Source organism: Elstera litoralis (assembly GCF_000963705.1).
GTDB classification, from domain to species: domain Bacteria; phylum Pseudomonadota; class Alphaproteobacteria; order Elsterales; family Elsteraceae; genus Elstera; species Elstera litoralis.
The window spans coordinates 1-23,330 of sequence record NZ_LAJY01000007.1; the positions used below are offsets into that span (position 1 = coordinate 1).

At 61.8% G+C, this 23,330-nt stretch carries 23 protein-coding genes, 1 tRNA gene and 1 pseudogene; 12 read left to right on the plus strand and 13 right to left on the minus strand.

Going from position 1 to position 23,330, the window contains the following annotated elements; genetic code table 11:
* The first annotated feature begins 15 nt into the window (after window positions 1-15).
* The 3 genes from VZ95_RS00405 to VZ95_RS00415 all read left to right on the plus strand — a co-directional run bounded on the left by VZ95_RS00405 (window position 16) and on the right by VZ95_RS00415 (window position 1,144).
* Window positions 16-429, plus strand: a complete 414-nt coding sequence (locus tag VZ95_RS00405) for a MarR family winged helix-turn-helix transcriptional regulator (protein WP_084627471.1) — start codon at window positions 16-18, stop codon at window positions 427-429.
* 104 nt (window positions 430-533) lie between these two features.
* Complete coding sequence (locus VZ95_RS00410; RefSeq protein ID WP_045774131.1) at window positions 534-758, plus strand: AbrB/MazE/SpoVT family DNA-binding domain-containing protein; 225 nt, start codon at window positions 534-536, stop codon at window positions 756-758.
* Window positions 755-1,144, plus strand: a complete 390-nt coding sequence (locus tag VZ95_RS00415; RefSeq protein ID WP_045774132.1) for a type II toxin-antitoxin system death-on-curing family toxin — start codon at window positions 755-757, stop codon at window positions 1,142-1,144. Before VZ95_RS00410 ends, VZ95_RS00415 begins: the two co-directional genes overlap by 4 nt.
* A 99-nt stretch (window positions 1,145-1,243) precedes the next feature.
* On the opposite strand, the gene VZ95_RS00420 is transcribed toward VZ95_RS00415, so the two are convergent.
* Complete coding sequence (locus VZ95_RS00420) at window positions 1,244-1,714, minus strand: Lrp/AsnC family transcriptional regulator (protein ID WP_045774133.1); 471 nt, start codon at window positions 1,712-1,714, stop codon at window positions 1,244-1,246.
* Between the two features lie 124 nt (window positions 1,715-1,838).
* Here VZ95_RS00420 and VZ95_RS00425 point away from each other — a divergent pair, with 124 nt between their 5' ends.
* Window positions 1,839-3,092, plus strand: coding sequence for a D-amino acid dehydrogenase (locus tag VZ95_RS00425; protein ID WP_045774134.1), 1,254 nt, complete (start codon window positions 1,839-1,841; stop codon window positions 3,090-3,092).
* A gap of 19 nt (window positions 3,093-3,111) precedes the next feature.
* Here the strand turns inward: VZ95_RS00425 and VZ95_RS00430 are convergent, their stop codons facing one another.
* The 5 genes from VZ95_RS00430 to VZ95_RS00445 form a co-directional block, all read right to left on the minus strand.
* Complete coding sequence (locus tag VZ95_RS00430; RefSeq protein WP_198148007.1) at window positions 3,112-3,990, minus strand: LysR substrate-binding domain-containing protein; 879 nt, start codon at window positions 3,988-3,990, stop codon at window positions 3,112-3,114.
* An 85-nt stretch (window positions 3,991-4,075) separates the two neighbouring features.
* Complete coding sequence (locus tag VZ95_RS00435; RefSeq protein WP_045774136.1) at window positions 4,076-5,065, minus strand: zinc-binding dehydrogenase; 990 nt, start codon at window positions 5,063-5,065, stop codon at window positions 4,076-4,078.
* Window positions 5,066-5,169: 104 nt separating this feature from the next.
* Window positions 5,170-5,895 carry a GGDEF domain-containing protein gene (locus tag VZ95_RS21280; protein ID WP_052711346.1) on the minus strand — a complete coding sequence of 242 codons (726 nt, stop codon included), beginning with the start codon at window positions 5,893-5,895 and terminating at the stop codon, window positions 5,170-5,172.
* Window positions 5,820-6,968, minus strand: coding sequence for an EAL domain-containing protein (locus tag VZ95_RS21285; protein WP_052711347.1), 1,149 nt, complete (start codon window positions 6,966-6,968; stop codon window positions 5,820-5,822). Before VZ95_RS21285 ends, VZ95_RS21280 begins: the two co-directional genes overlap by 76 nt.
* A 171-nt stretch (window positions 6,969-7,139) precedes the next feature.
* Window positions 7,140-8,120: a Bug family tripartite tricarboxylate transporter substrate binding protein gene (locus VZ95_RS00445; protein ID WP_045774137.1), complete on the minus strand. Its 981-nt coding sequence runs from the start codon at window positions 8,118-8,120 to the stop codon at window positions 7,140-7,142.
* Between the two features lie 124 nt (window positions 8,121-8,244).
* Between VZ95_RS00445 and VZ95_RS00450 the strand changes: the two genes are divergently transcribed.
* Window positions 8,245-8,475 carry a type II toxin-antitoxin system Phd/YefM family antitoxin gene (locus tag VZ95_RS00450; RefSeq protein WP_045774138.1) on the plus strand — a complete coding sequence of 77 codons (231 nt, stop codon included), beginning with the start codon at window positions 8,245-8,247 and terminating at the stop codon, window positions 8,473-8,475.
* On the plus strand, window positions 8,472-8,840 hold the full coding sequence (locus VZ95_RS00455) for a type II toxin-antitoxin system VapC family toxin (protein WP_045774139.1): 369 nt from the start codon (window positions 8,472-8,474) through the stop codon (window positions 8,838-8,840). The genes VZ95_RS00450 and VZ95_RS00455 overlap by 4 nt, the downstream gene beginning before the upstream one ends.
* Here the strand turns inward: VZ95_RS00455 and VZ95_RS28450 are convergent.
* Both VZ95_RS28450 and hrpB read right to left on the minus strand, forming a co-directional pair.
* Entirely contained in the window at window positions 8,837-10,030 is a 1,194-nt protein-coding gene (locus VZ95_RS28450) for an ATP-dependent helicase C-terminal domain-containing protein (RefSeq protein WP_332307956.1), read from the minus strand. The two genes, VZ95_RS00455 and VZ95_RS28450, sit on opposite strands and share 4 nt — an antisense overlap.
* Window positions 9,952-11,349, minus strand: coding sequence for an ATP-dependent helicase HrpB (gene hrpB, locus VZ95_RS28455; RefSeq protein ID WP_332307957.1), 1,398 nt, complete (start codon window positions 11,347-11,349; stop codon window positions 9,952-9,954). The genes VZ95_RS28450 and hrpB overlap by 79 nt, the downstream gene beginning before the upstream one ends.
* A 100-nt stretch (window positions 11,350-11,449) precedes the next feature.
* Here hrpB and VZ95_RS00465 point away from each other — a divergent pair, with 100 nt between their 5' ends.
* The 4 genes and pseudogenes from VZ95_RS00465 to der all read left to right on the plus strand — a co-directional run bounded on the left by VZ95_RS00465 (window position 11,450) and on the right by der (window position 14,820).
* Complete coding sequence (locus tag VZ95_RS00465; protein WP_052711348.1) at window positions 11,450-12,103, plus strand: tetratricopeptide repeat protein; 654 nt, start codon at window positions 11,450-11,452, stop codon at window positions 12,101-12,103.
* A complete protein-coding gene (locus tag VZ95_RS00470; protein WP_045774141.1) occupies window positions 12,103-13,434 on the plus strand; it encodes an outer membrane protein assembly factor BamB family protein in 1,332 nt (443 codons plus the stop codon). The genes VZ95_RS00465 and VZ95_RS00470 overlap by 1 nt, the downstream gene beginning before the upstream one ends.
* Window positions 13,434-13,583, plus strand: a pseudogene (locus VZ95_RS28460) (GTPase); the annotation flags it as partial. The gene VZ95_RS00470 and the pseudogene VZ95_RS28460, both read left to right, overlap by 1 nt.
* Window positions 13,584-13,662: 79 nt before the next feature.
* Complete coding sequence (gene der / locus VZ95_RS00475; protein WP_332307958.1) at window positions 13,663-14,820, plus strand: ribosome biogenesis GTPase Der; 1,158 nt, start codon at window positions 13,663-13,665, stop codon at window positions 14,818-14,820.
* Between the two features lie 56 nt (window positions 14,821-14,876).
* On the opposite strand, the gene VZ95_RS00480 is transcribed toward der, so the two are convergent.
* Together VZ95_RS00480 and VZ95_RS00485 are read right to left on the minus strand one after the other, a co-directional pair.
* Window positions 14,877-17,075, minus strand: coding sequence for a methyl-accepting chemotaxis protein (locus VZ95_RS00480; protein WP_045774142.1), 2,199 nt, complete (start codon window positions 17,073-17,075; stop codon window positions 14,877-14,879).
* A gap of 408 nt (window positions 17,076-17,483) precedes the next feature.
* The gene (locus tag VZ95_RS00485; RefSeq protein WP_198148008.1) at window positions 17,484-18,461 is read right to left on the minus strand and encodes a DUF2333 family protein; all 978 of its coding nucleotides are present in this window, start codon (window positions 18,459-18,461) and stop codon (window positions 17,484-17,486) included.
* A gap of 296 nt (window positions 18,462-18,757) precedes the next feature.
* Between VZ95_RS00485 and VZ95_RS00490 the strand changes: the two genes are divergently transcribed.
* Window positions 18,758-20,986 carry a PhoX family protein gene (locus VZ95_RS00490; RefSeq protein WP_045774143.1) on the plus strand — a complete coding sequence of 743 codons (2,229 nt, stop codon included), beginning with the start codon at window positions 18,758-18,760 and terminating at the stop codon, window positions 20,984-20,986.
* Between the two features lie 82 nt (window positions 20,987-21,068).
* Here the strand turns inward: VZ95_RS00490 and VZ95_RS00495 are convergent, their stop codons facing one another.
* The 3 genes from VZ95_RS00495 to VZ95_RS00505 form a co-directional block, all read right to left on the minus strand.
* A complete protein-coding gene (locus VZ95_RS00495) occupies window positions 21,069-21,995 on the minus strand; it encodes a LysR family transcriptional regulator (protein WP_045774144.1) in 927 nt (308 codons plus the stop codon).
* 88 nt (window positions 21,996-22,083) lie between these two features.
* Entirely contained in the window at window positions 22,084-22,488 is a 405-nt protein-coding gene (locus tag VZ95_RS00500; RefSeq protein WP_045774145.1) for an NUDIX hydrolase, read from the minus strand.
* A gap of 48 nt (window positions 22,489-22,536) precedes the next feature.
* Window positions 22,537-22,613: transfer RNA gene (locus VZ95_RS00505), tRNA-His, on the minus strand.
* Between the two features lie 257 nt (window positions 22,614-22,870).
* On the opposite strand from VZ95_RS00505, the gene VZ95_RS00510 reads away from it, so the two are divergent.
* A complete protein-coding gene (locus VZ95_RS00510; RefSeq protein WP_045774146.1) occupies window positions 22,871-23,191 on the plus strand; it encodes a P-II family nitrogen regulator in 321 nt (106 codons plus the stop codon).
* Window positions 23,192-23,330 lie beyond the last annotated feature (139 nt).

Consider the following 23,330-nt stretch of genomic DNA (forward strand, 5'->3'; position numbering starts at 1 on the left):
TGRYTCACCGAGCGTCTGCACCGTCAGTTCTTGGAACTGGTCAAGAGCGAGCTTGATCGCCTCGGCATCGAGGATATCAACAATGTTCAGGCCTTTATCCTGTTCAATATTGGCAGTGACGATCTGACCGTCGGTGAACTCACCAATCGGGGCTATTACCTCGGCTCAAACGTGTCCTACAACGTGCGCAAGATGGTTGAGAACGGCTACCTGATGCAGGAACGTTCCACCCACGACCGCCGTTCGATCCGCGTGAAGCTCTCGGCCAAAGGCCTGGAACTGTGTCAGGTGATGGACCGTATGTTCGACCGGCAAATTTCCGCCTTGGGCGAAGTTGCGACCGACGCCGAACTGACCAGCGCCGCCAATACATTCCGCCGCCTGGAACGTTTCTGGATTGGGATGCTGGACTACGGCCTGCGGACGTAACAATCCGCACCAAAACACGGGGGCCGCTGCGGTCCCCGTTTTTTTTGCGCCGATGTGCCCGCCTCTGCTAAACTTCCCGCCAAGTCAGCGAAGGGAAGCCCAGGATGGTTGCGCTCAAATTACAGCGAATCGGCGACGACATCGGCGTTATCCTCCCCAAGGAGGCGCTGGACGCCTTGGGCTTGGGGGAGGGCGGCACGGTTTATGTGTCCGAGGCCCCCCATGACGCCCCGGCAGCATCCTCGGACACGCAGTATCAACGCCAGTTGGAAGCCGCCCGCGAGATCATGCAGCGCCGCCGCGACGTTTTACACGTGCTTGCGCAATGATCGAGCCCGAATGGATTCTGCCGAGCCTCGTTGAGACCATTCATCAGGAACAGATCGACGAACACGGTGGCCTTGCCGGGGTTCGCGATGCCGGTTTGCTCGACTCGGCGCTGGCACGGCCACGCCAGCTTTTCAGCTTCGGCGATCCCGATCTATGCGACCTTGCCGCCGCCTATGCTTTTGGGTTGGCGCGCAATCATCCGTTTCTGGACGGCAATAAGCGCACGGCCTTCGTTGTTTGCGAATTATTTCTGGTTATTAATAAGGCCAGTCTTTCCGCCGATGATGAGACCTGTATCAAGACCATGCTCGCCCTCGCGTCGGGCAGCATGACCGAACAAGCCTATGCCGATTGGCTGCGGTCGGTCACGCGGCTGGTGCCCTAGCGCGCTTTTCGTTCGCTTTCGCTCACGACAAACGCTCTGGGCTTCTGTTTTGTTTAGCAAATGCGTCGTCGCAGGTGTGCCACCTGCTCGGGATTTGCCCTAAACCCCATCCGGCCTGAAATCCGTCACCCGGCGCATGGCGAAGCTCGATTGAATGCGGGCGACGCCGGGCAGGCGCGACAGCACTTCCTTATGCAGCCGCTCGTAATCGGCCACGGTGCGCGTTTCGGCGAGCACGAGATAATCGGCGACGCCGGTCATCAGGTAGCAGGCCGTGACCTCCGGGCATTTGCGGATTTCGGCCTCAAAGCGCCCCAAGTGGTCTTCGGTCTGGCGTTCCAGGGTGATCTGAATAATGGCGACGGTCGGCGGCTGGTCCTGGGGTGCATCGATCAAGGCGGTATAGCCGCGAATGATACCGCGATGCTCCAGCAGCCGCACCCGGCGCAGGCAGGCCGAGGCGGACAGGCCAACGCTGGTCGCAAGATCGGCGTTGCTCATCCGCCCGTCGCTGCGCAGCGCGCGTAGTAGCTTCCGGTCAATATCGTCAAGGGTGGTGGAATCAGCCATATTGTTCGAATTTTCCAGCGTTGAGGCTCAAATTTTTCGAAGAAAATTCGATAGAACGCAAATACATCGCACACTTCTGCGCCTATACTTAATATTTGCAGTCCATAGGATAAGGGGTGAGGCGATGCGCGTTCTCGTGCTGGGCAGTGGGGTTATCGGGGTTACGACCGCCTATTATCTCAATAAGGCCGGGCACGAGGTGACGGTGATCGACCGGCAGCCCTCGCCCGCGCAGGAAACCAGCTTTGCCAATGCAGGCGAAGTGTCGCCGGGCTATTCGTCGCCCTGGGCCGGGCCGGGCGTGCCGATCAAGGCAATGAAATGGATGTTCATGAAGCATGGGCCGCTGGTAGTGCGCCCGACGCTGGACGTGAACCAATGGATTTGGCTGGCGCAGATGCTGCGCAACTGCACGGCGGCGCGCTATGCCGTCAATAAGGCCCGCATGGTTCGGGTTGCCGAATATAGCCGCGACAAGCTGGTAGAACTGCGCGCCGAAACCGGCATTCAGTACGACGAGCGCACGCAAGGCACGTTGCAGGTTTTTCGCACCCGTCAGCAGATGGACGCCATCGGCAGCGATATCGAGGTTCTGAAGCAATATGGCGTGCCGTTCGAGCAATTGACGCCGACCGCCTGCGCCGACGCCGAACCGGCGCTGGCCAAGGTTCAGCATAAGATCGTCGGCGGCTTGCGCCTGCCCCATGATGAAACCGGCGACTGCCATATGTTCACCGAACGCCTCGCCAAGATGGCCGAAGCCAATGGCGTTAAATTCCACTTCAATACGCGTATCGACGGGCTGGTGACGGATGCCACCCGCGTGACCGGGGTTGCGACCAGCCTTGGGATTCTGGACGCCGATTCTTATGTGGTTGCGATGGGGAGCTATTCCCCGAAGCTGCTCGCGCCTCTAGGCCTGAGCGTGCCGGTCTATCCGGTGAAAGGCTATTCGCTGACGCTGGCCCTCACCGACGAAGCGGGCGCGCCGGTTTCGACTGTGATGGACGAAACCTATAAAATCGCCATTACCCGCCTCGGCAATCGCATTCGCGTCGGCGGCACGGCGGAACTGTCGGGCTTTACTGACGATCTGCCGCAAAGCCGCCGCGCAACGCTGGAAACCTCCGTCCGGGATCTCTTCCCCACGGGCGGCGATATCGCGTCGGCGAGCTTCTGGTCGGGTCTGCGTCCGATGACGCCCGATGGCACGCCGATCATCGGGCCGACGCGCCTCGGCAATCTCTATCTGAACACCGGCCACGGCACCTTAGGCTGGACCATGTCCTGCGGCTCGGGCCGGGTGCTGGCCGATCTCATGTCCGGCAAAAAGCCGGAAATCGAAACCAGCGACCTGTCGATCATTCGGTATGCGTGAAAGCTCACGCGGGTATTCGCTACGCGTGCGCTAAGGGGCGGGGGGCGGCCTCGGCCCCCTCCTGCCGGATCAGCGGCACAAGGGTTTCCTCCCAGAAGGCCACGAAGGCCGCGCCGGCGGCACCGGTCAGCCGATCCTCGCCGACGATCGCCATTTCGGCCTCCGGCAGCGGCGGAAAACCGTCCGCCTCGGTTAGAAGGCGCATGCCGGGCATCACGGCAGAGTGCGGCAAGACACCGACGCCCAAGCCCGCGATCACGGCGGCCTGAACCCCCACCACCGACGTACTGGTATAGATAATATCTTGATGCATCCCAGCGCGCGCCAAGCTTTCGGCGGCAGCGCGGCGGTGGCTGCAATAATAGGGCAGGGCCGCCATCGGCACAGCGGGGCCGGGCGGCGTCGGGCTGGCCTCGCCGATCACCCATACCAAAGGCTCGCGATAGAGCAACCGGCCCATCGACTGCGCCGGCTCGCGCCCGCAGATGACGAGATCAAGCTCGCCGCGCTCCAACATCGGCAAAAGATCCATGCCGAGCCCCGTGCGCACTTCCACATGAATACGCGGAAAATTCCGATTAAAGCGTGAGAGCAGCACCGGCAGACTGCGCGGGGCGATGTAATCGGCAATCCCCAGCCGCAAGGTGCCGCTGGCATCGGGGCCGATCAGGCGTTGCACCGCCTCGTCGTTCAAATCGAGCAGGCGGCGCGCGTAGCCGAGCAGAATTTCCCCATCCGGCGTCAGCGCCAGCGACCGGCTGGTGCGCTCGAATACTTTCAGCCCCAGCAGGTCTTCAAGCTTGCGAATCTTAACCGAAACAGCCGACTGCGTGCGCCCGATGGCCTCGGCAGCAGCGGTAAAACCGCCCCGGTCGGCCACGGCGACGAAGCACCGCAATAGGTCAATTTCTAAATCAATCGCGCGCATCTATGAAGATTTAGCATGGAATGGGGGGAGGGCTCAAGCGCCCCCCTCCCAAAATTCACGCCGCGATATCGACCACGACTTTTCCGATCGCCTTACCGCTTTCTAAATGGGCATGGGCGGCGGCGAGGTCGGCCAAAGCGAAGCGCTGCGGGTCGAGCAAGGGTTTGACCTGCCGGGTCTCCACCAGGGTTTTTAGATCGCGCAGCCAAGCGCCATGCCGTTCCCGGCCACGATTATGGATCAGCGGGATCAGCATGAAGATCACGTGCAGGCTAAGGCCCTTGACGTGCATCGGTGCTAGGTCCGCCGAATAATGGGAGACGATGGTCGCCACCTGCCCATTCAGCCGGGTGGCGGCGAAGGCGCTGGCGATGTCCGATCCGCCGGTCGCATCAAGCACGCAATCATAGCCTTCGCCTTGAGTGAGGCGGGCGGCCCCTTCGGCGATAGTTTCGCTGCGGTAGGAAATCACCTCCCGCGCACCGAAGCTTTTCGCCAGCTTCGACTTTTCGAGTGTCGAGGCGGTGCTATCGACGATGGCTCCGCGTGCGGCTGCAAGCTGAACGGCGATATGGCCGACGCCGCCCGTACCGCCGATCACCAATAACCGGGTTCCCGCGGTAACGCCCAGGCGCTCCAAGGCTTCGAGCGCGGTGATCGACACCAGCGGCAGGGCGGCGGCTTCGCGGAAGGATAGGTTTGCCGGCATCGGGGCAATCAGCTTTGCGTCGGCGCGCATGATTTCAGCATTCGTCCCAGTCTCCCCGGCGATGCCGCCTGCGCAGCCATAAACCGCATCGCCGATGGCAAAGCCGGTGACATCGGGCGCGATGGCGCGGATCGTTCCGGCGACATCCAGGCCCAAGGCCGCAGGCAGCGGATTGGCAAAACCTGGGCCGTTTTGCCGGATTTTATAATCGACGGGATTGACGCTGCTGGCTTTCACATCGATCAACACTGTGCCGGGGCGCAGCTCCGGGGCGGGAATATCGTGCAGGGCAAAGTTCGAAACATCGCCGAACTGGGTGAGGCGCATAGCTTTCATGGGGGATCTCCGAATGGAAAAGCGGCCCCAGGTATGGCAGGCGGCGGCCCAGTTTAAAAACGAATAGATTTCATTCTAGAAATCATAAATTCGAATAAGTGGCGCTATCCCATCCGCTCGATCACGACGCCGGACAGGCTGCCTTTGGCCTCGCTTTTGCGGGCGGCGAAGCGGGCGGCAATCTCTTCGGCGGTGGCGGGATGGGTGCTGGCCCCATCGCTACGGGCGGGCAGGTAGAGCATCACGGCGCTGGCCCGCAGAAGCGGAAACTGGCGCTCTTTCCCGTCGCGATCTTTGGCGATGATATGGCCGCGCAACCGGCTTTCGGGCTCATAGAGCGACGAAACATCAGTGCGAAACTTGCCTAAAAGCTGATTGAGCACATCGGCCATATCGTCCTGGCTGGCCCCTTGCGCGCCCAAAACGAAATCATCCCCGCCGATATGCCCGGCGAAGAAGCCGGACATATTCTGCGCGTGCCGCATCATATCGGCGAAGAGGGTAATCACCCGGTCGCCCTGACGGAAGCCGTAGGTATCATTGAAGGGTTTGAAAAAGTCGAAATCGATGAAGGCGATGGAGACGGATTCCGCCGGATTATCCAGGGCGCGGTCGAGCCATTCCTGAATACGCTGATTGCCGGGCAGGCGGCTGAGCGGGTTCTGATCGCGGGCACCTGCGAGATTATAATCATTGACCAGTTTTAGCAGCGCGCGCGGGCTGAGGAACCCGACGTAGCGCCCGTCCTCGGTCATCAAAATCCCATCGGCGGCGCTATCGCCGGAGAAGGCTTCGACGATCCTATCGATATGGGTGCTGATATCGCACACCGGCAGGTGACGATGAGATCGCGAATTCCGTCGCCGATGGCGCGGTTGCGCAGCAGGTCGCTGCCGAAGCGGCTATAGGCGAAGCGTTTGATATCGCGCTCGCGCACCACGCCCACGGGCCGCCCGCGCTCGTCAACGACGGGCACGACCTCGGCCATATCGTTTTGCCGGAAGGTTTCGAGCAAATCGGCGCGGTCGGTTTGGGTGGGAATGGCAGGAATGCGCTGGATGGCATCTTCCACCAGCACGCCGGTTGTGGCGGGGCGGCGGCGGTCCGAACTATTGAGGTCGAGAACCGTTTGATAGACGCTGTGCAGCGCCTCTAAATCCACCGTGGGGCGGGCGATGCGGTAGCCTTGGGCGAAATCGCAGCCGATATCGCGGCAGACGTAGAACTCGCGGTCGGTCTCGATACCCTCGGCGATCACCTGAATGCCGCGAATATGGGCGTAATTCGTCACCTGCTCCACAAGGCCGCGCTTGCGCACGTCCTGATCGATACCGGAGATGAAAAAACGGTCGATCTTCAAATAATCGGGCTTGGCTTCGTAGAGCATTTTCAGGCTGGCATAGCCGACGCCGAAATCATCGATGGCGACGGCAATGCCGGAGGCGCGATACTGCTCGAAAATCGGATTGCCCGAATCTTGCAAATTAAACTCGGAGCGTTCGGCCAACTCTAAGCAGATGGCCGCAGGCGACAGACCGATATCGCGCAAGAGTTCCACCGTAAAGCCGGACCGATAGCCGGGCGCGCCGAACATGCGTGCATCCACGTTCAAAAACAGCATGCACTCGTCTGCAAGGTCGCGCCGCAGGGCAAATTTGCGAATGGCTTTGGCGCGCAAACCGAGTTCGACCGAAACCATTTGGCCATCGGCGATGGCGGCGTCGAACACGTCCGAGGGGGTGGCAAAGCCGATGCGGTCCACGCCGCGCATGAGGGCTTCGAACCCCAGCACCTGCCCATTGCGGAACGAGACAATCGGTTGATAGCCGTAATCGAGCCGTTCTAGGCGCTGCTGCCAGACGGGATCTTCAAGCTCAAACGGCATGGCGGGGGCGTCCAGCATGGGAAGGACCGCTCTCTATAGTACTAGGCTCCCTCAACCCGTGGGGAACGGATCAATAAACACGAACAGGCAATATACGTATTTAGTGTGACGATTTTGGGTCAAACTGTATGACGTCCTGAAGGGCGTCGCGAACAATTTTAAGTATTGCTCGGCGACGCCCTTAGACAATTAGTCGAGGCTGATGTTCCGCGCTTTGATAAGTGGATGCCAATAACTTGTCTCAGATGCAATATATGTCGATAAGCCTTTCTGATCGCTGGGAATTGGCTCCAAGCCGAACTCTTCCAGGCGCTTTTTAACGTCTGGATTGGCGAGGGCCTTTTGCAGGTCTGCCGTCAGCCGGTCGAGGATCGGTTGCGGCGTCGCGGCCCCCGCGACCAGCCCCTGCCACGCATAGGCTTCGATATCGCTATAGCCCAGCTCTTGTAGCGTCGGAACATCCGGCAGGGTGGCGATGCGCTGTTTCGAGAAGACGGCCAGCGGGCGCAGCGCGCCGGAGCGGATATGCGGTAAGCCGACGGCGGTATCGACGACCATCGCCGGAAGCTGGTTCGCCAGCACGTCTTGCACCGCCGGGGCGGCACCGCGATAGGGCACATGGGTGGCGGTCACGCCCGCCCGAAACAGCAGCAGTTCCATCGCCAGATGGTGCGGGCTGCCGATGCCGGGCGAGGCATAGTTCAGCGACCCCGGCGCGGCTTTCAGCCCGTCGATCAACGCTTTCGCCGAGGTTGCCGGGGTTGCCGCGTTCACGACCAGAATCAGCGGAAAGCGCGCCATCAGCCCAATCGGCGCAAAATCCTTCGCGGGCAGATAGCGCGGTGTGGCGAACAGCGCGGCATTGTAAATCAGCGAACCATTATCGCCGGAAAACAACGTATAGCCATCGGCGGGGGCCTTGGTCACGGTGGTGGCCGCGAGGACCGAGGCGGCCCCCGGCATATTCTCGATGATAACGGGTTGGCCGAGCGATTTGCTCATCTCATTGCCCAAAACCCGCGCCAGAAAATCCGACCCACCCCCCGCCGGATAGCCGACGATCCAATGCACGGCCCGGTTCGGATAAGTCTGCGCCCAGAGGCTGCCCGAAGCCGTCACCAGCGCGGCTGCCGTCAATGCGGTCGCCGCAAATTTGCGCCAAACACTCATAGTTGTTTCCCCCGATTTGTTTTTAGTAACGTTTGAAACCAAATGGGAGAGGCGGGTTTTTGTCAAGGCGCTCGATAGGGTTTTTCTGTATAGTGACCAGGATGGTCATTGAGGCGAGGATGGGATGGGCACGGTGCAAGTTTCTGTCGTCCAGGCAAAAGCCGAGTTTGCCGCCCTGGTCGCTCGGGCCGAGGCGGGCGAAGATATTGTCGTGACGCGCAACGGTAAGCCCGTGGCCCGGCTCACGGCGCTGACGGTGCCCCCCGCCGTCTATGGCGATCTGAGCGGCCTGCGGATGAGCGACGATCTGTCGCTACCCGAGGATGTCATCGATGATTTCATGGCGCGGGAATGACCAAGGCCCTGCTGCTCGATACTCATATTTTCCTGTGGATGCGCGCCGATCCGGGGAAGCTGACCGGGCCGGAACGCGCGGCGATTGACGCGGCCCCTCTCCGGTTGGTCAGTCTTGTCAGCTTTTGGGAAATCGCTTTGCTCGTCGGCCTCGGCAGGATTGAGAATGATCCCCGGCTGTTTATCCCGCCGCCCGGCATCGAGACGCTGCCGATCTTGCCCCGCCACTGCCAAGCGCTGATCGACCTGCCGCAAATTCACCGCGACCCCTTCGACCGGATGCTGATCGTTCAGGCGCGCGCTGAAAATGCCGTGTTGCTAACACGGGATGCGAAGATTGCCGCCTATGGACCAATAACCCCCTAGCGCGGCTTCGGTTCGGTTTTCGCGCGCGCTTCGCGGTCCAGTGCTTTTTTCGTCCGCGTCGTTGGATCGGCGGCGAGCGGGTCTTCCGGCCAGACGTGGCGGGGGTATTGGCCGCGCATATCTTTCCGCACCTCGGCATAGGCCCCGCGCCAAAAGCCCGCGAGATCGCGCGTCACCGCCAGCGGGTGCCGCGCCGGGGAGAGGAGATGCAGCAGCACGGGGGTTCGCCCATCGCCCAGGCGCGGCGTTTCGGCGAGCCCGAACATTTCCTGCAACCGCACCGCCAGCACGGGTTCCGGCCCCGAATAATCGAGCGCCACGGAGGAGCCGGTTGGCACGGTGAGATGGGTGGGGGCGAGCCGGTCCAGCGCCCGCTGCTGTTCCCACGGCAGCGCGTCGCGCAGGATTTGCGTCAGAGGGAGATTTTCGAGATGGGTCAGGCGGCTGCGCCCGTCGAGATTGGGAGCGAGCCAGCTTTCCAAACCGTCCAGCAGGGCCGTATCGGACCAATCGGGCCACTCCTCCCCGTGCGCGCGGCGCAGAAACGCGACACGGTGGCGCAGGCTTTCGGCCCCATCGGTCCAGGGCAGCACGCGCAAACCTTCGAGACGGATTCCCTCCAGCAGCGCCGCGCGGACCAGATCGGCGGGCGGTTTGGCCAGCGGCTTATCGCTGAACACCAGCGCGCCGAAGCGCTGTTGCCGCCGGGCGGCGACCGCGCCTTGGGTCTTGTCCCAACTCACCGTCGCGTGTTCGGCGAGCCGATCCGGGAAAAGCTCGGCTAAATCTTCCTCCGTCACCGGGGCGGCGAGGAAGATGCGCGCATTGGCCCGGTCGCCGTCGAGCGCGGCAACGGCCAGCAGATCGGCCCCGGCGAGCGAATCTTCCAGCGGCAGAATGGCGCCCTGGCCGCTGGAGAGCCGAAACTGTCCCGGCGGGCCGCGCCGCTGGGCGATGCGGTCCGGGTAGGCGAGGGCGAGCAGGCGACCGCTGCTATGGCTGTCGGGCCGCTCCTCACCGCGTAACCCGATCTGGCGGCGGAACTGGCTCGCCTGCTGGCGAATGGCGGCGGCGGCTTTGCGGTCGAGGTCGGGATGGTGGCCGTCGCCGATCAAGAGATCGATTCGCTGGGCGAGATCGGCAGACCGCCGCCCGCCACGCGGACGAATCGGGTCGCGGTCGCCCAGCAAGGCCGCAAGCAGGCAGGCAAGCGCCCCTCGCCAAGATCGGCCCCCTTTAGCATCAGATGGGCGAGGCGGGGGTGCGCACCGAGGCGCGTCATCGCTTGACCGTGGGGGGTGATCCGCCCGGCACTGTCCAAAGCGCCGAGATCGGTCAGTAAAGCGCGGGCACGCGACAGGGCGGCGGCGGGCGGCGGCGTCATCCAGCGCAAACTATCGGCATCGCTGCCCCAGGCGGCGAGTTCGAGCGCGAGGGGTGCCAGATCGGCACTTTCGATTTCCGGCGGATGAAACGGCAGCAGCCCGCGCTGCTCGGCTTCCGCCCACAGCCGGTAGCAAACGCCGGGGCGCTGGCGGCCGGCGCGGCCTTTGCGCTGTTCGGCGGAGGCGGCGCTAACGCGGACGGTTTCGAGCGTGCTCATCCCCGTCGCGGGATCAAAGCTCGGGCGGCGCGACCAGCCGCCGTCGATGACGATGCGGGTGCCGTCGAGCGTCACGCTGGTTTCGGCGATGGCGGTGGAGAGCACCACTTTCCGCCGTCCGTTTGGCGCGGCGCGCAAAGCGCGGTCTTGATCGGCAAAGCTCAACTCCCCGGCGAGGGTGAGCAGATCGACGCTCGGCGGCAGGCTCCCGTCCAGCGCAGCGGCAGTGCGGCGAATCTCCCCCGTGCCGGGCAGGAAGACCAGCAAGTCGCCCTCGGTTTCCTCGCGCAGCGCTTGGCGAATGGCGGCGGCGACGCCTTGCTCAAGCCGGTCGGGGCGACCCAGGTAGCGCGTTTCGACCGGATGCGCACGCCCGTCGCTGGTCAGCAGCGGGGCATTGTCCAACAGTTTCGCCACGCCGTCGCCGTCGAGAGTGGCGGACATGACCAAAAGCCGCAGATCGTCGCGCAGGGCGCTGCGGCTTTCCAAGGTGAGGGCAAGCGCGAGGTCGCTATCGGCGCTGCGTTCGTGAAACTCGTCGAACAGCACGGCGGCGACGCCGGTCAGCTCCGGGTCTTGCTGGATCTGGCGCAGGAACAGCCCTTCCGTCACCACTTCCACGCGGGTGCGGGCGGAAACCTTGCTGTCGAGCCGCACGCGATAGCCGATGGTCTCGCCGACAGCCTCGCCTAAGGCCTGGGCCATGCGGTTGGCGGCAGCGCGGGCGGCGATGCGGCGCGGCTCCAGCATGATGATTTTCCCATCGCCGCGCCATTTCGCCCCGAGCAGGGCGAGGGGAACGCGCGTGGTTTTCCCGGCCCCCGGCGGGGCTTGCAGCACGGCGCGGCCTTCGGCGGCGAGGGCGGTTAGAAGCTCGGGGAGCAGCGGTTCGATGGGCAAGGACATGCCGCCGCTCTACACCGATTTCGGCTCCGCGACCACAGCATTTGCAAAGCCCTTGACGCCGCGCTAAGGTCCGCCCGATTTGTGTCCGGGAGTGGGTGCGTTGAGCGATATTTTCCGCGAGGTTGACGAAGATCTGCGTACAGAGCGCGCCCAGCAGCTATGGGCGCGTTATGGCAAGCTTGCGGTGGCGGCAGCGGTGGCCTTGGTGGTCCTAGTGGCCGGTTATACCCTATGGCAGCAGCAGATTGCCGAGCGTCGCATGACGGCGGGCACGCGCTATGCGGAAGCGGAAGCTGAGCTTGCGCGCGGCAATGCCGAGCAAGCGGCGGCGGGTTGGGGTCTCCTCGTCCAGGAAGCCAAGGGTGACGGCTATGCAATGCTCGCGCGTCTGCGTTTAGCGGCGCTGGCGGCGGAAAAGGGCGATACGGCGGGCGCAATCAGCCAATATAAAGCGATTGCTGCCGACACGAGCCTATCTAACGAATACCGTGATCTTGCTACTCTTCTGGCAACCCAGGCCGAAAGTGCAACCCTTGCGCCGGAAGCGCTGGAAGCGGCGCTAAAGCCGCTGCTGGCCGATAATCATGCGCTGCGCCATCAGGCCCGTGAGATTCTGGCGGCAGCCTTCCTGAAGGCCGGAAAGACCGATTCGGCCCGCACGCTTCTGACCGCGATTTCGGACGATCCCGCTGCGCCCACGGGGTTACGGGCGCGCTCGACCGAATTGCTGGCCGCGCTTGGGAAGGCCGGGTGATGAGCATTCCGCGCGTGACCCTCAGCCGCCGTGCCGCCTGTTTTGGGCTTCTCGCTTCCAGCCTTGCGCTCGCGGCCTGCGGTAGCAGCAAGAAGCCGCCCTTGCCGGGTGAGCGCATCGCCGTGCTGAAAGCGGCGGGCGCGCTGGAAGCCGATCCGGCGCTAGCGAGCGTTGCGGTCGAACTGCCGCGCCCCGAACTCTATGCCGATTGGGCGCAGGCGGGCAGTTTCCCCGATCACGCGCGGCATCATCTGGCCTTGGGCGATTCCGTGGCGCTGGCGTGGCAAACCTCAATCGGGTCCGGCTCGCAGCGGCGGCGGGTGTTGCAGACACAACCGATTGTGGCCGATGGCCGCGTCTATACCATCGATACCGAAGGCATGGTGACGGCGCTCGCCACCAGCACCGGCCAGCAGGCCTGGCGCGCGCCAACCATTCCGGACGACGAGGATGATATCACCGTCAGCGGCGCGCTCGCCTTTGCCGATGGGAAGCTTTACGTCGGCACGGCGGCGGCGGAACTGGTGGTGCTGGACGCCGCCTCCGGCAAAGAGCTGTGGCGAAAACCGCTGCCCGCGCCGGTGCGCGCGGCCCCGACGATTGTCGGCGGGCGGGTTTTCGTCATTGGTCTCGATAATCAGATGGTCGTGCTGTCGGCGGATGATGGCAAGCGCCTTTGGACCCATACCGGCATCAGCGAAACCGCAGGCTTGCTCGGCGGCGGCGCGGCGGCGGTTTCGGGCGATTATGTCGTCGTGCCCTATAGCTCGGGTGAATTATTCGCGCTGCGCTTCGAGAATGGCCGCCTGCTGTGGGCCGATAATCTCTCCGGTCTGCGCCAGTCGAACGCCGTGGCGGGGCTTGCCAATATTCGCGGCAATCCGGTGATTGACCGGGGTGTTGTGTTCGCCGCCAGCCACGCCGGACGCCTGGGCGCGATTGAGTTGCGCAGTGGCGACCGGATTTGGGACCGCGAGCTTTCGGTTGCCGAAGACGTGTGGGTTGCGGGCGATTATCTCTTCGTCGTCACCATCGGCGGCGAGGTGGTCTGCCTGACTCGCAGCGATGGCCGGTTCCGCTGGGTGCGTGCGCTGCCGCGCTTCGCCGACGAGAAAAACCAGGAAGACCCAATCCGCTGGTCCGGTCCGGTTTTGGCTGGGGATCGCCTGCTGCTGGTTAATAACCAGGGTAAGATTGCCGCTGTTTCGCCCTATACCGGCGAGTTTTTGGGCGATACCGACCTGCCGGGTTCGGCAGCGCTGGCCCCGATTGTTGCTGGTAATAGCCTTTACGTTCTCACCGAGGATGGCCGCTTGGCGGCCTATCGCTAATGACAGATTATGTTGTACCGCCCTTGTTGGCCATTGTCGGCCGACCCAATGTGGGCAAATCGACCTTGTTTAACCGGCTCGTCGGCAAAAAGCTGGCGATTGTCGATGATACGCCGGGCGTAACCCGCGACCGCCGCGAGGCGGACGGCCATTTGGGCGATCTGGTTTTCCGCGTCATGGACACGGCAGGGCTGGAAAAACGCCACCGACGATTCACTGCCCGCGCGCATGCGCCGCCAGACCGAAGCGGCCTTGGTGGAAGCCGATGTGATCCTGTTCGTCATCGATGGGCGCGTGGGGTTGACGGCGGACGACAAGCATTTCGCCAATCTGCTGCGCCGCACCAGTCAGCCGCTGCTGCTGCTCGTGAATAAGGCCGAAGGCCAAGCCGGGCGCGGTGGCTATATGGAAGCCTTCGAGCTGGGCATGGGCGAGCCGATCCCCATTTCTGCCGAGCATGGCGAGGGCATGGCCGATCTCTATCAGGCCCTGCGCCCGCTGGTGATCCCGGAAGGCTATGATGATCCCGTCGATGAGAATGCCGAGCCGGAGGAAGATGAGGCGGAAGCCCAGCGCCGCCCGATGCAAATCGCCATCTGCGGCCGCCCGAACGTCGGCAAATCGACGCTCATCAATCAGCTTTTGGGCGAAGACCGACTGCTGACCGGGCCGGAAGCCGGGATTACGCGCGACAGTATCTCCGTCTCCTTCACCCACCGCGACCGCGAGATGAAGCTGTTCGACACCGCCGGGATGCGGCGTCGCCCCAAATCCCACGAAAAGCTGGAAAAGCTTTCGGTCGCCGATTCGCTGCGCAGCATTCAATATGCCGAAGTCGTGATCGTGGTCATCGACGGCCTCTTGGGGCTCGATAAGCAGGATCTGGTGATCGCTTCCGACGTGGTGGAAGAGGGCCGCGCCATCGTGCTTGCGGTGAATAAATGGGACGCGGTGGAGAATAAGGACGAGCGGATGAAGGAAATCCGCGACCGTCTCTCCATTTCGCTGCCGCAGGTGGTGGGTATTCCCGTTGTCGCTTGCTCCGGGCTAACCGGCAAGAACCTAACCCTCGTGCTCGATCATGCGTTGCAGGCCCATAAGCGGTGGAACTTCCGGGTGAATACCTCGAAGCTCAATCGCTGGCTCGAAGGCGCGCTGGACCAACATCAGCCGCCGCTGGTCTCGGGCCGCCGCATCAAAATTCGCTATGGTACGCAAACCAAGGCCCGCCCGCCAACCGTGACGTTGTTTTGCACCAAGGCCGATCAACTGCCTGATAGCTATATTCGCTATTTGGTGAACAGCTATCGCGAAACCTTCGATTTGCCCGGCGTGCCAATCCGCATCCAGTTACGCCAGACCGATAATCCTTACGATAAGGATTAAAAAAAATGCCGGGGAAAGCCCCGGCATTTTTCGTTTCAGCCTTTAGTTTTTCAGTTTCAGGCAGCGTTATTTTGCGCCTGGGCCGCATAATCCGTGAGCGCGCCGTTCAGGCTTCCGGCTTCACCCGATAGGCTGCGGGCGGAGTTGGTGAGCGTGTCGGCGATGGTTCCGGTCGATTTGGCTTCGCTCAACACCTGCTGTACGAGGCTCGCCGCCGCTTGGGCTTGGGTGGCGATTTGCCCGACGCGGCTCGCGACTTCGGTGGAGGTTGCGTTGTGTTGCTCGACCGCGCTGGCGATGGAGGTTTGCAGCATATTTACCTCGGTAACCGCCGCGCGAACCGATTCGAAGCCGCGCACGGTGGCGTTGAGACTATCGCGGATGGCGTGGACGGTTTCGGCAATGCGGCTGGTGGCGCTGGTAGTGCTTTCCGCCAGTTTTTTCACTTCCTGGGCGACGACGGCAAAGCCGCGCCCGGAGTCGCCCGCCCGCGCCGCCTCGATAGTGGCATTCAGCGCCAGCAGCTTGGTTTGATCGGCAAGGCCGGTGATGAACTGCACAATGCCATCGACCTCGGCGGCGCTGGCGGCGAGGGTTTTTACCGTATCGCCGGTTTCGGTGAGGAAGCGCGTTGCCGAATCGGCGCTGCGTTGGGCATCGGCGGCGCGTTCGCTGATTTCGCGGATGGCCGAGGTCAGCTCTTCCGTTGCGCCAGAGACCTGGAGAGCGCTTTCGCTGCTTTGCGCCATCAGCCCGCCGACATCGCCCGCCAGCGTGATCGTATGCCGGGAGCGTTCGATGAGCGATTCGGCGACATGGTTCAAGGATTGCGCCTGCCGGTCGACACTGCTCGCCACGGTTTGAACGTCGTGCATCATGGCATCGGCTTGGCGCGCTGCGACGATCTGTGTCGTTACGTCGAGCCAGGTGAGGGCGAGGCCAACAATATCGCCGGTGGCGTCTCGAACCGGCTCCAGACTGGCGGTAATATCATTCTCGCCGATATGCAGGCGTAGCCCGCGCAGGGCCTCGCCCGTGCCGCTCAGACATTGGGTCAGGCGCGCGTCGCCCAGCCCGAGCAGATCCTTACTATCGGTGGCGAGCGCGTGGCTATCGCAGAAGCTGCGCCCAGCGGGATTGAGGAAGGCCACCGTTCCATCCTTGCCAAGCAGCGCGGTCGGCGTTGGGCTGCTATCGACCATCTGCTTCAGGTGCAGCACATTTTCGACACTGCTGCGCAAATGGGTGAGGGCACGGGCCATAACGGCCATCTCATCCGGGCCGGTCGGCGGAATTTCCTGGCGGGTATTGCCGGAGGCGATGGCTTCCATGACGCGGGCGAAAGCGCCGAGCGGGCGGAAAACCGTAATCCGCAGGACGATGAAGCCGCCGATAACGACGATAACGGCCAGCAGCAGTAAGGCTTTCTGGCCTTCGCTTTGCACCTCGTCCACCTGTTCGACGAAACTATCGATGCCCCGCGTGAAGCCAACGGTGGCCCAGGGGCGATTATTCGAGCCTAGCAGGGTGGCGCGGGCGGTGGCGACGGCGATCACATCGGCCGGCAAGCCTTCGCTTTTATAAAGGCTCTGATTCTTCCCATCGAAGATTTCGACGGTGCCCGCCAGCGACGGGCCGATACCTTCGAGCAGATGCATCGGGTCGGTGACGATTTCCATGACGGCCAGCACGCGGAACCCGCCCACCGGCACGAAAATAGAATGCAGCGGACGCCCGTCCGACGATTGCCAGAGATGGGTGAGTTCCTGGCGTTGCGCGCCCTTATCGCGGGCCTTCAATTGGTCAAGCACGGCGGCATCTTCCGTCGCCGAGGATTTACCGCCCTTGGAGGAGCGGGCAACGAAGACCATTTCCGGCGTGAAAACATTCACCGCGACAAGATTGATCTGCTGCTCGACGACGGGGGTGAGTGTGTAGAATGTATCGGTCATAAAGCCGAGCTTTACCGCGTCCTTCTCTTCCACCGCCTGGCCGAGCCCATTCGAGCGGCTCCATTCGTTCGCAATTGGGGAAATCCGTTCGCCATAAATCCGCGTCAATTTATCGCGGACGAAGAAGGTCAGAATCTGCCCCGTCGAACTGTTCAACGTATCGGTGGCAAATTGAGTATAGCGCGAAATCATCCGGCTCTGCTGAACCCCAACCGCAATCGCGATAATGAGGAAAAGGGCAACCAGCACGCGGCGCAACGTGAGGCGCGGTGCCCGATTTTTAGGCTTCCGATGCTCGGCCATGACAGACCCTTCCTCGTAACTACGACTGTATGACGATGAGGCAAGCATAAATTGTTCCGATTCCCGGCCCCCGGCGAACGGACGCTAAGAATCAGACCCGAAAACCTAATCGGGACGCGCGGTCGACCTAAAAACGCGCCCTTCCCAAGGGGCGGCATCTGTCGGTGACAGATGCCAGCCTGGGCGGGCAAACCCCCTAGGAAGGGGCGCGTGCGGAGAGGGTGGGGCACCCTATTCCTGAGCGATGCGGGGGAGGGCGGCATCGCCTGAAACACTTCTTACATAATTTAGAAACTTTTGAGAAATATCATACGGTAGAGCAGCTATAACCCGGCGTTATTGTGCGGCGCGATAAGCGATTTCGAAAGAAACGGCTAGGGCGATGGTTCTTTTTGAAATTTTTTGCCGCTATCGGATGAGGATTTCTGAAACTTCGCGAAGTTGGGTGCGGGCTCGCAGCAGATAAAACCCCTGGGTTGCGAGATGATTGGCGGCAAACAGGCCATCGGTTGCGCCATTCATCACAATCAGCGGGTCCAGCAGCGAGGCTTCGTGCAGGCTTTCCAGCATCTGCGTCCAGGCATTGAAAGCCTCGCGGTCGCGCAGGAGCTGCTGATAATCCACGCCCAGTTCGCGCAGGATCAGGTAATAGGCGTAGAGGCGGCCTTTAACGCCGTAAAAGACATTATCGGCGCGGCGATCGATGAAAACCTCGCGCCCGGCCAAAATTTGCTTATCGAGCACGGCGGACGCGGAACCAAGGTCGGACGTAATCCGATCGAGCAGCGCGATCAGATTGTCGCCGCGCCGTTCGAACAGCGCCTGACCTTGGCCGAGACGTTGATTATAGTTGCGCAAAGCTTTGGCCGCCGACCGATATTTCGCGTCAGACGAGGTGGTTGGTGCCCAGGAGGTCGTAAAATCGAACAGCCAGATATCCGGGGCCGATTTCAGCAGATCGACGGCTTTCGACAGGTCGGGATCGGCTTGCGACGAGCCCCGGTTACGGCCGATCTGATCCATCATTTCCGTACTAAAACGCCCGAGCGCCTCGATAATGCCCGTTTGGAATTCCGGCATATTATCGAGCCACCAGCCGGGGAGGAAAAACGGATCGTTCGCCGTCCAGCGATGCGTTATGGTTTCGCGTTCGATCAGGGTCGCCGCCATTGCCACCGCGCGGCTGCCGCCTGCGGGAACCTCGGTCGGTGTAACGGTGGTATCATCGTCGATTGTGTGAACCCAGAGCATGCCGACGGGAATATAGAGCGCGATCAGAAGAAGCAGCCCCAGCCCCATTCGCCCGATCAGCCCAAAGCTGACGCTCAGCCGCTTCGGCCACAGGCGCGTGAGGAAGGATCGTTTTTCGAAATCAAAATCAGCCACACTCGTTCCCCTTTGTGCCGCCCTTGGCGGTCGCACCCATAGCTTAATCTATGCTGGGCGGCGGTCGCCTTTAAGGGTGCATCCCCTAAAATTACGCTTTCCAAGCATGTTAGCACGGAAACGGCGGCGGATGTCTGTGCTGCCCTGGTCGTCGTTACAGGATTTCTGGAACATGTCAGGGAAATGTAACAAATACGTCATCTCCTCGCGGCAAGGTTCACGCGACGAAACCTACCCGAAATTCGGGTGGTGTGCGTATATAATAAGCATTACTAACTTTGCCCTGCGAGTGACCCATGACCGACGCTAGCACCCAGCCCGCCGTATCCGTCGATCCCAGCGACGAGATCACGAATCTGTCCGATAACCCGACGTTTGCGTCGGTCGTTGATGCCAGCCTCAGCCGCCGGTCGGTGCTGCTCGGCACGGCGGCGACGGCGCTGTTCAGTTCGCTCGGCGGCGTTTCGGCGCTCACCGTGGCGGGCGATGCCCAGGCCGCCGATAAGGCGAAGAAGCTGCTGAGCTTCAAGCCGGTCGCTAAAAGCTTGGCCGATGCCGTGATCGTGCCGGAAGGCTATGACGCGCAGATCATTTACGCGCTCGGCGATCCGCTGACCGCCAGCACCCCGGACTATAAGAACGACGGCACCGATGGCGATTTCGATAATCGCGCCGGCGATCATCATGACGGGATGGAATATTTCGGCCTGACCACCGATGGCAAGCCCTCGGCCAAAGGCGCGACGCGCGGCGTGCTCGGCGTCAACCACGAAGCCACCACCGACGAAAAACTGTCGTCGCACTTCATCCACGCCGATGGCGGCACGCGCAGCCTGCCGCGTCCGGCATCGGAAGTGGATAAGGAACTGGCGATCCACGGCGTTTCCATGGTCGAAGTGCGCAAGACCGCCTCGGGCAAGTGGGAATATGTGAAGAGCTCGGCCTTTAACCGCCGCTTTACGACGATGACCGAAATGGACATCACCGGCCCGGCGCGCGGCAGTGCGCTGCTGAAGACGAAATATTCGCCCGATGGCACCAAGACGCGCGGCACGATCAATAACTGCGGTGCCGGTCGCAGCCCCTGGGGCACCTATATGACCGGGGAAGAAAACTTCAACGGTTACTTCACCCGTCCGAAGGGCGACGATGAAGCGCGCGGTAAGGATAAGTCGGTTACGGCCCTGAACCGCTACGGTCGCAAAGAAGGCGACACGTCGCGTCACGGTTGGGAAAGCGCCGGTTCGGGCGATAAATATGTGCGTTGGATCAATGCCAAAACCGGCACTTCGGCCGATGGCAGCGACGATTATCGCAATGAAATGAACGGCCAGGGTTTCGTTGTCGAAATGGACCCGTATGACGGCAAGAAGCTCGCCAAGAAGCGCACCGCCCTGGGCCGTTATGCCCATGAAAGCGCCGCCTTCAGCAATCCGGTCGCGGGGCAACCGCTCGCCGTCTACATGGGCGACGATGCACGCAACGAATATATCTACAAGTTCGTCAGCGAAGCCACTTGGTCGGCCGCCGATGCGACCAACCCGGACCGTTTGGCCGTGGGCGATAAGTTCCTCGATAAGGGCACGCTCTACGTTGCCAAATTCACCGCCGACGGCACGGGTGAATGGATCGAGCTGTCGCTGAACAATCCGGCGATTAAGAATTACGACAAATATTCCTTCACCGATCTGGCCGATGTTGTCGTGAATTCGCGCATCGCGGGCGATGCCGTCGGCGCGACCAAGATGGATCGCCCGGAATGGTGCGCCGTCAATCCGGCCAATGGTGAAGTCTATTTCACGCTCACCAACAATGCGAACCGCTCCATCGAACCGAAGAATGCGCCGCAGTTGGAGCCCGATGCCTCCAACCCGCGCGCCTATTCGGACGTGAAGGGCACCTCGCGCGTTCAAACCGGCAACTCGCATGGCCATATCATCCGCCTGCGTGAAGCCGGTGGTGCCGGGGCGAAAGCCTTCTCGTGGGATATCTACCTGTTCGGGGCGGAAGCCTCGGCCGATCCCGCAACGGTCAACCTGTCCAAGCTCAACGGCAATCAGGATCTCTCCAGCCCCGATGGTCTGGCCTTCAGCCAAGCCACTGGCATCTGCTGGATCCAGACCGATGACGGCGCTTACACCGATGTCACCAACTGCATGATGCTGGCGGCGCTGCCGGGCAAGGTCGGCGATGGTCAGAAGGTCAATCTGAACTACACGAAGGCCGATGGCTCGAAGATGAGCATCACCACCCCGGTCGGCAAAGCCCCGACCGAAGGCGAGTTGAAGCGCTTCCTGGTCGGCCCGAAGGGTTGCGAGTTGACCGGTATCGCCGAAACGCCGGATGGTAAGGCGCTGTTCGTGAACATCCAGCATCCGGGCGAAAGCACGAAGGCTGCCGATGTGAATGATCCGGCGAAGTACGAAAGCCAATGGCCGGCGAATGCAGGCTATGGCGCCGGTAAGCGTCCGCGTTCGGCCACCATCGTCATCACCAAGAAAGATGGCGGCGTGATCGGCGCTTAACACTCCTGACGACTCACTAAAAGGCCGCGCCGATCCTCTGATCGGCGCGGCTATTTTTTAGGCAGACACTTCCGGCGGACTGCTATGAAGATAGGGGAAGTCCCGCGCGTATGCTGAGGGCTGCCATGCTTTCCCGCTCGGCGGCGATGAAGGTTTGCATGAACTGCCGGGCCAGATGGGACTGTGGCCGATGCCGCGCCCACAGCGCTTGAACGCGGTAGGTGAGGGGCGTGTGCAGGGGCTTAATATCGATCAGGTCAGGCTGGCCGGAGGCGGCGGTATAGGCGTCGACGACGGCGGCCCCGGCTCCCCGGCTAACGAGGGACAGGGCGATCCGGTTGGTCTTCACTTCGATTTCCGGGACCAAAGCAATATCACCCATCGTCAAAGCATTATGGAGCAGCGCCCCCAGCGGGTCGCCCGCGCGCAGGCCGATGAAGGGCCAAGCCGTCATGGCGCTCAAGTCGATAGGGCCGGTCAGATGATCGGCGGTGCCCTTCTGGAAGATCGCCACCATCGCCCCGCTGGCGATTTCCTCCATACTCAAGCCGGGATGGGGCGTCGCGTCGAAGGCAAAGCCTAAATCGACATCCTGGATTAGCAGGGCATCGACCAGATCCTTGTAATGATGGGTTTCCACCTCGAAGCTGACATCGGGATGCTCCTTGCGGAAGCGGCTGATGGCCTGGGGCATCAGGTCGATACAGAGGGCCGGGGAGGCGGCGATGCGCAAGCGCCCGGATTTTCCGTCCTTCAGGTTGCGCGCCAGTTTCTTCAGGCTTTCGAGCCCGGAGTAGATCTTCTGGACCTCCGCGAAAAGCGCCAGCCCTTCGGGCGTTGGGTGCAGGCGGCCCCGGATGCGCTGGAACAGCGTGAGGCCGATTTGATCTTCGGCATGCTGAAGAATTTTCGTCACGGCAGGCTGGGAAACATTGAGCAGACGGGCGGCCCCGCTGACCGTGCCAGTTACGATGATGGCATGAAACACTTCGATGTGGCGTAGCCGCATTCCGCCCCGACCTTCGTGGTAAAATCGTCACGGGTCAGCCTAGCGCAGATTGGGCCTAGCGAAAGAGTTATATGAGGCTATGTGAAAGTTATGGTGTTGTGAGCCGCGCCAGCGCCAGATCGAACAGCGGCGGCACTTCGGCAATATGGGGGACCTCGGCCAACTCGGCCCGGCTTAGCCAGCGCGCATCCGCCGCGTCATCCGCCGCGCGCAGCGTGCCGCGCGGGTTCCGGCCGAGCACAGGGACCAAAACATAGTGAAACCCCTCTGAAATCGCTTCCAGCGGCGGTAGCGCCTCAAAGAAATCGGCGACGATGCCCGTCTCTTCCCGCAGCTCGCGCGCGGCGGCGGCGAATAGCCGCTCCCCGGCTTCCAACTTGCCGCCGGGAAAGCCCCAGAGCCCGCAATTGGGCGGTTTGCCGCGCTCAACCAGCAGCAGCCGCGCGCCTTGGCACACGAGGGCCAGAACGCCGACGCGGGGCACGGCGCTCATGGCCGAACCCTTGGGTAGGTCGTATAGGTTTTCAAAGGAAACCTCTCCTGGGGCGAGTGACCGGACTTGAACCGGCGACATCCAGAATCACAATCTGGCGCTCTAACCAACTGAACTACACCCGCCGTCAGGAGAGGCGCTTTCCCTAATCCAACCGCGCGCCCCTGTCAAGCGCTTGGTGGAAGTTTTAGGGAATGCCTAAAATTTAGGCTGAGTGGCGAAATTTTTTTCCAAATCAATGACGGAATTCTGTGCATCGCGCCCCTTTTCCAGGCTATGCCTTCCTGGCATGCCTTGTGCTAATCTACCGGCAGGGGGCAAGCTGGCGAATGGGTCGCCAGGCGGAGAAGAAGCGCAGAACCAATGAAAAAAAGTCGAAGCGATTATCAAGCCGTTCAAGCTCGACGAGGTCAAAGAAGCCCTCCATGAGATCGGTATTCAAGGGCTGACCGTGACCGAGGCCAAGGGCTTCGGACGTCAGAAAGGCCATACCGAGCTGTATCGGGGGGCTGAATATGTGGTCGATTTTCTCCCGAAGGTGAAAATCGAGATCGTGATGGACGATGCGCTGGTTGAACGCGCCGTTGAAGCGATCCAGCAAGCTGCCCATACTGGCCGCATTGGCGATGGCAAAATCTTCGTCATTCCGGTCGAAGATGCCATTCGTATCCGAACCGGCGAAAAAGGCGGTGACGCGATCTAGCGTCTGCCTTAGCCTAACCTTATCCCTCAACCTTCGCCATCCATCCGAAACGGGAAGATTACACATGTCCGACGCGAAAACCGTACTGTCGTTGATCCAGGAAAATGGCGTGAAGTACGTCGACTTCCGCTTTACCGAT

Bases quoted from the DNA above. Each gene is read 5' to 3' on its own strand.
- VZ95_RS00410 (WP_045774131.1), top strand. From the start codon at position 534: ATGGTTGCGCTCAAATTACAGCGAATCGGCGACGACATCGGCGTTATC.
- VZ95_RS00415 (WP_045774132.1), top strand. From the start codon at position 755: ATGATCGAGCCCGAATGGATTCTGCCGAGCCTCGTTGAGACCATTCAT.
- VZ95_RS00420 (WP_045774133.1), bottom strand. From the start codon at position 1,714: ATGGCTGATTCCACCACCCTTGACGATATTGACCGGAAGCTACTACGC.
- VZ95_RS00425 (WP_045774134.1), top strand. From the start codon at position 1,839: ATGCGCGTTCTCGTGCTGGGCAGTGGGGTTATCGGGGTTACGACCGCC.
- VZ95_RS00435 (WP_045774136.1), bottom strand. From the start codon at position 5,065: ATGAAAGCTATGCGCCTCACCCAGTTCGGCGATGTTTCGAACTTTGCC.
- VZ95_RS21285 (WP_052711347.1), bottom strand. From the start codon at position 6,968: ATGCTGGACGCCCCCGCCATGCCGTTTGAGCTTGAAGATCCCGTCTGG.
- VZ95_RS00445 (WP_045774137.1), bottom strand. From the start codon at position 8,120: ATGAGTGTTTGGCGCAAATTTGCGGCGACCGCATTGACGGCAGCCGCG.
- VZ95_RS00450 (WP_045774138.1), top strand. From the start codon at position 8,245: ATGGGCACGGTGCAAGTTTCTGTCGTCCAGGCAAAAGCCGAGTTTGCC.
- VZ95_RS00455 (WP_045774139.1), top strand. From the start codon at position 8,472: ATGACCAAGGCCCTGCTGCTCGATACTCATATTTTCCTGTGGATGCGC.
- hrpB (WP_332307957.1), bottom strand. From the start codon at position 11,349: ATGTCCTTGCCCATCGAACCGCTGCTCCCCGAGCTTCTAACCGCCCTC.
- VZ95_RS00470 (WP_045774141.1), top strand. From the start codon at position 12,103: ATGAGCATTCCGCGCGTGACCCTCAGCCGCCGTGCCGCCTGTTTTGGG.
- der (WP_332307958.1), top strand. From the start codon at position 13,663: ATGCGCCGCCAGACCGAAGCGGCCTTGGTGGAAGCCGATGTGATCCTG.
- VZ95_RS00480 (WP_045774142.1), bottom strand. From the start codon at position 17,075: ATGGCCGAGCATCGGAAGCCTAAAAATCGGGCACCGCGCCTCACGTTG.
- VZ95_RS00490 (WP_045774143.1), top strand. From the start codon at position 18,758: ATGACCGACGCTAGCACCCAGCCCGCCGTATCCGTCGATCCCAGCGAC.
- VZ95_RS00495 (WP_045774144.1), bottom strand. From the start codon at position 21,995: ATGCGGCTACGCCACATCGAAGTGTTTCATGCCATCATCGTAACTGGC.
- VZ95_RS00500 (WP_045774145.1), bottom strand. From the start codon at position 22,488: ATGAGCGCCGTGCCCCGCGTCGGCGTTCTGGCCCTCGTGTGCCAAGGC.